1 protein-coding gene and 2 pseudogenes are annotated in these 4,526 nt (G+C 72.3%); 2 read left to right on the forward strand and 1 reads right to left on the reverse strand.

Annotated features, from left to right (window positions below; genetic code table 11):
• Nucleotides 1-788: pseudogene (locus AB0B02_RS31785) on the reverse strand (hypothetical protein); the annotation flags it as partial.
• Between the two features lie 254 nt (nucleotides 789-1,042).
• Between AB0B02_RS31785 and AB0B02_RS31790 the strand changes: the two are divergent.
• Nucleotides 1,043-1,234: pseudogene (locus AB0B02_RS31790) on the forward strand (helix-turn-helix transcriptional regulator); the annotation flags it as partial.
• 18 nt (nucleotides 1,235-1,252) lie between these two features.
• Nucleotides 1,253-4,498, forward strand: coding sequence for a BTAD domain-containing putative transcriptional regulator (locus tag AB0B02_RS31795; protein WP_281940425.1), 3,246 nt, complete (start codon nucleotides 1,253-1,255; stop codon nucleotides 4,496-4,498).
• Nucleotides 4,499-4,526 lie beyond the last annotated feature (28 nt).

Consider the following 4,526-nt stretch of genomic DNA (forward strand, 5'->3'; position numbering starts at 1 on the left):
GTGTCGCGGAGGTAGAAGGTGGAGTTGCTGGGTCGGTAGACGCCGACGGTGTCGATGCCGTCGCCGTTCCAGTCACCCGAGATCGGCACGTCCTCCGGGGAGACGTCCTCAAGGATGTTGTCGTAGCGGACCGGGGTGTAGAGCCCGGCGTAGCTGGACGACCAGGTCCGCTCGATCGTGTCCGAGCTGCCCGTCTGCTCGATCACCACCGGAGCGGTGTGCGCGGAGTCGCTCCACTTCACGAACAGCGCGACGTGGTTCTCGCTGGGATCCCCGGTGTGCCGCAGCAGCGCGTCGCCCGGGGCGAGGTCACCACGCGCGATCGTGTGTGACCTGCTGTCCAGGTTTCCGGTCCAGAACGCGCTTCCCGAGCCGCCGAGACCCCACGCCATCGCCACGAACCCCGAGCAGTCGGTGCGGTAGTCGCCGTACTGGTTCTCGTAGCAGCGGTTCTGGCTGTAGGGGACCCCACCCACGCTGAGCCAGCTGCGTGCCCGCTTGACCGCGTCCGATCGCTGCATGTCCTTGTCGGAACCGTTGTCGCCGCAGGGCGTCGGCGTGGTGCCCACCGCGGCGGCCGCTCCCACCCGCGGCGTCAGGCCCGGGTAGTCGGGCAGGGCCGGATCACCCGGGACCGCGGTGACCGCCAGCCCGGCCGGGTCCAGCGCGGAGGCGTCCGGCGTCGCGGACGCCACAGTCGGCATCGCGGCCAGGGCCACGGCCAGCACCGCCACCGGCACCATTGACCGGCGGGCCCACCAGCCACCTCGTCGAGCGTATGAGTGCAAGATGTTCTCCTCGTCTGTTCCGGCGTGCTTGCCGCCTCGCCTCGCCCCAGAGTGTGCGGAGCGCTCCTGACGCCTGACTGGAGGGACAGATCCTGTAGTGAAACTCGTACTACGATCTGTCCGGACAGAGGTAGGAGTCGGATCGTCACACCGCCGGCGGCATCGGTCGCCGGCTACCCGTCGATGAGCCAGCCGCCGGGGGCGCCGCGGGGCGGCCCTACGGGTTGACGATCATGCGTACGGGGGAGTCGACGATGGACGACGGGGGGAACGGCGGCCTCAGCGAGCTTCTCCGACGCGCCCGGGTCGGCCGCGGCCTGACCCAGGCCGATCTCGCGGATCGGGCCGGGGTCAGCGTCGGTGTGGTTCGTGACCTCGAACAGGGGCGTAGCGGGAGGCCGCGAGGACGTTCTCTGCAGGCGCTCGCGGACGCTCTGGGCCTTCACCACGAGGACCGCGTGCGGATGACCCAGCTCGCCCGGCCGCCGCAGCGGGAGCGACCGGAGGCGACCGGTCCGGCCCGGATCTCTGTGCTGGGGCCGCTGCTGGTCACCCGGAACGGTCAGCCCACCGACCTCCGGACCGGACGGCACCGTGTCGTGTTGGCCCGCCTCGCGCTGACCCCTGGCCGCCCTGTGAGCCGCGCGGAGCTCATCCATCTCCTGTGGGGGGACACGCCGCCGGCGTCGGCGGCCAACGTGGTGCAGACCCACGTCAGTCGCATCCGTCGCCTGCTGGAGCCGACACCGCACCCGGACCAGCCACCGTCGGTGATCCTGGGATCGGGCGGGTACCAACTGCGGGCCGATGCCGAGCGACTCGACCTGGTGGCCTATCGGTCCCGTCTTCTCGACGCGGGCGCGCCGGCCCTGCCCGCCGGGCGCGCCTTCGAGCTGCTCCTCGACGCGTTGGACATGTGGCGCGGCGACGACGCCGCCCAGGACGTGCCGGAACTCGCCGGTGATCCGTTGATCACTGCGCTGGCCGAGGAGCGCGTGGAGGCGGCCGTGCGCCTGGCGGCTCTCGGGGAGGTGGTGCACCGGCAGCGGCAGGTCCTCCCGCTTCTGCGCCGGCTGGCGGGGCGGTTCCCGTGGCACGAGTCGTTGCACGCGCGGCTGGTCGTCGCGCTCGCCGCCTCGGGTCAGCAGGCCGCCGCGATCGAAGCCTTCGAGAGTGTCCGCCAGCGGCTCGCCGAGGAACTGGGCGTCGACCCCGGCCGCGAGTTGATCGAGGCGCGGCAGGCCGTGATCGGCGGGCCGGGGGATCGGAGCGCGGGTACGCCGGTGGACATCCGTGGTGCCGTCACGCCGCAGCAGGTGCCGGCGCCACCGGTGGACTTCTGCGGACGCGCTCAGGAGCTGCGCGACATCGAACGCGCGTTCCGCTATCCGGAGCACGGCTCACCTGTCGTCCGCGTCATCTCCGGCATGGCCGGCGTCGGCAAGACCAGCCTCGCCCTGAAGGCGGCCTGGGGACTCCGGCGGGACTTCCCGGACGGGCAGCTCTACCTCGACCTCCGCGGTGGCGACGACCGGCCGGTCGCGGTCGCGTACGGGCTCGCCCGACTGCTGAAGGCACTCGGGGTCGAGGCGCGTGCCATCCCCGGTGACGAGGACGAGGCCGCCGCGCTCTACCGCAGCGTGCTCGCCGACCGACGGGTGCTGATCGTGCTCGACAACGCGCACAACGCCGCCCAGATCCGCCTGCTGCTGCCGGGTCCGGGCGGAAGCGCGGTCCTGGTCACCAGCCGTAACCAGTGTGCGGAGTTGGACGGCGCCGCCACGACGCTCCTGCCGGTGTTCACGTCGGACGAGGCGCTGGACCTGCTGCGGATCAAGCTCGGTGCGGCCCGGGTCCACACCGAACGCGGGGACGCCGAGGCCCTGGTCGACGCGTGCGGCCGACTGCCGATCGCGGTGCGGCTGATGGCGGGCCGGTTGGCGGGCCGACCGGGGACCACGGTCGCCGAGGTCCTCCAGGGCCTGACCGACGAGCGGCTGCGGCTCGCCCGACTCAGCCTCGGCGACCGTACCGTGACGAGCAGCTTCGCCATCAGCTGCCGCGCCCTGCCGGCGGCGGCGGCCGAGGTCTTCCACGCCGCCGCGCTGATCCCCGGTGAGGACTTCTCGGCCGCCGCGGTCGCCGCGCTGCTCGGCACGGAGCAGCGCGGCGTCCGGGCGACGCTGGAGCACCTTGTCGCGGAGAACCTGCTCCAGCCCGGCGGGGCGGGCCGCTACCGGTACCACGACCTGCTGCGCCTCTACGCGCTGCGAGCCGGCGAGACCCGCGAGACGCCCGTCGACCGCGCCGCGGCCCTGGGCCGGCTCTACACCTGGTACCTGGCGCGAACCGCATCGGCGATGGACCTGGTCTATGCCGACATGGTGCGGCTGCCGATCGATGTCGACCCGACCGGGAACCCCTTTCCCGACCTCGACGCCGCGACGGGATGGCTCAGCCGGGAGGCGACGAACCTCTTCGCCGCCGTCGAGGTCGCCGCGGCTGACGGACACGGCGCACGGTCCTGGCAACTGGCCGACCAGCTCCGCGGCTACTTCTTCGTCTCGGGAGACGTGCTCGCCTGGCTCGCGACCGGGTCGGCCGGGCTCGCCGCCGCGGAGGCCGCGGGCAACGTGCTGGCTCAGGCCGCCATGCACCAGACCATCGGGCAGGCACACTGGGCGGCGGGAAAGCACCACCTGGCCGCCGACGCCTACCGCCGGGGTATCGAGGCCGCCCGGGGCAGCGGCTGGCTCGTCGGCGAGGCGTACCTGTCGCACAACCTCGGGCTCGTGCAGGCCGAGTTGGGCCATCCGGACGAGGCACAGGAGCTCTACCAGCGGGCACTGACCCTGGGGGACGGCCCCGAGTTCCACCACGTTCGGGCGGTGACCCTGAACGACCTGGGCACCCTGTGCCACGAACGGGGGCAGCTCGCCGAGGCGGCCGGTTACCTGACGGCGGCTCAGCAGTTGAACGAGAGGTCCGCGCGCCATCCGTCGGCGATGGCCAACCGGCACAACCTGGCGATGGTCCTGCGACAGATGGAAGACTTCGAGCCCGCACGCGCCCACTTCGAGACCGCACTCGACCACTACCGTCGCACCGGGTCGACACTGCGTGAACTGTCGGTGCTCGACGAGCTGAGCCAGCTCGACCGACAGTTGCACGAGTGGGTGTCGGCCGTGCACAACGCCGCCGAGGCGTTGCGGCTGGCCCGGAAACTGCGCAACCTGCGGGCCGAGGCGGCCACCCTCAACACGCTGGGCTTCGCGCTGTTGGGAAGCCGGGCTGTCGATGACGCCCGTGCCCGGTTCACCGAGAGCCTGTCGATCAGCCGGAACCGGGGCTTCCAGTACTTCGAGTGCCAGGCGGCCATCGGCCTCGCTGAGGCCGCCCTGCTCGAGGGCGCCGCCGAGGAGGCCGGCCGGACCGCGGAGGACGCCGTCCTCATCGCCTCCCGCAACGCCTACCGGGCACTGCACAGCGATGCCCTCATCGTGCGGGCGAAGGTGGCGATCCGCCAGGGTGAGCCGGAGACCGCCCGGCAGCACTGCGCGGCTGTCCGGGACCTGCTCGGGACGACGTTCCTTCCCGACCGGGAGCGCGAGTGCGGCGCGATCGAGGCACGGTTGACCCCACTGCCGCCACGGCGGGATCCGGTGGTGTCCGGGTCCCGCCGTGGTGGGTGTGGTGGTCAGATGCCGTAGATGAATTGGGTGTCGACGGGGCCGCCGC

Origin of the sequence: Micromonospora sp. NPDC049240 (genome assembly GCF_040647835.1) — a bacterium.
Taxonomy (GTDB): Bacteria; Actinomycetota; Actinomycetes; order Mycobacteriales; family Micromonosporaceae; genus Micromonospora.

What these genes read in the sequence shown, in the direction of transcription:
- AB0B02_RS31795 (WP_281940425.1), top strand. Translation starts at nt 1,253, where the DNA reads ATGACCCAGCTCGCCCGGCCGCCGCAGCGGGAGCGACCGGAGGCGACC.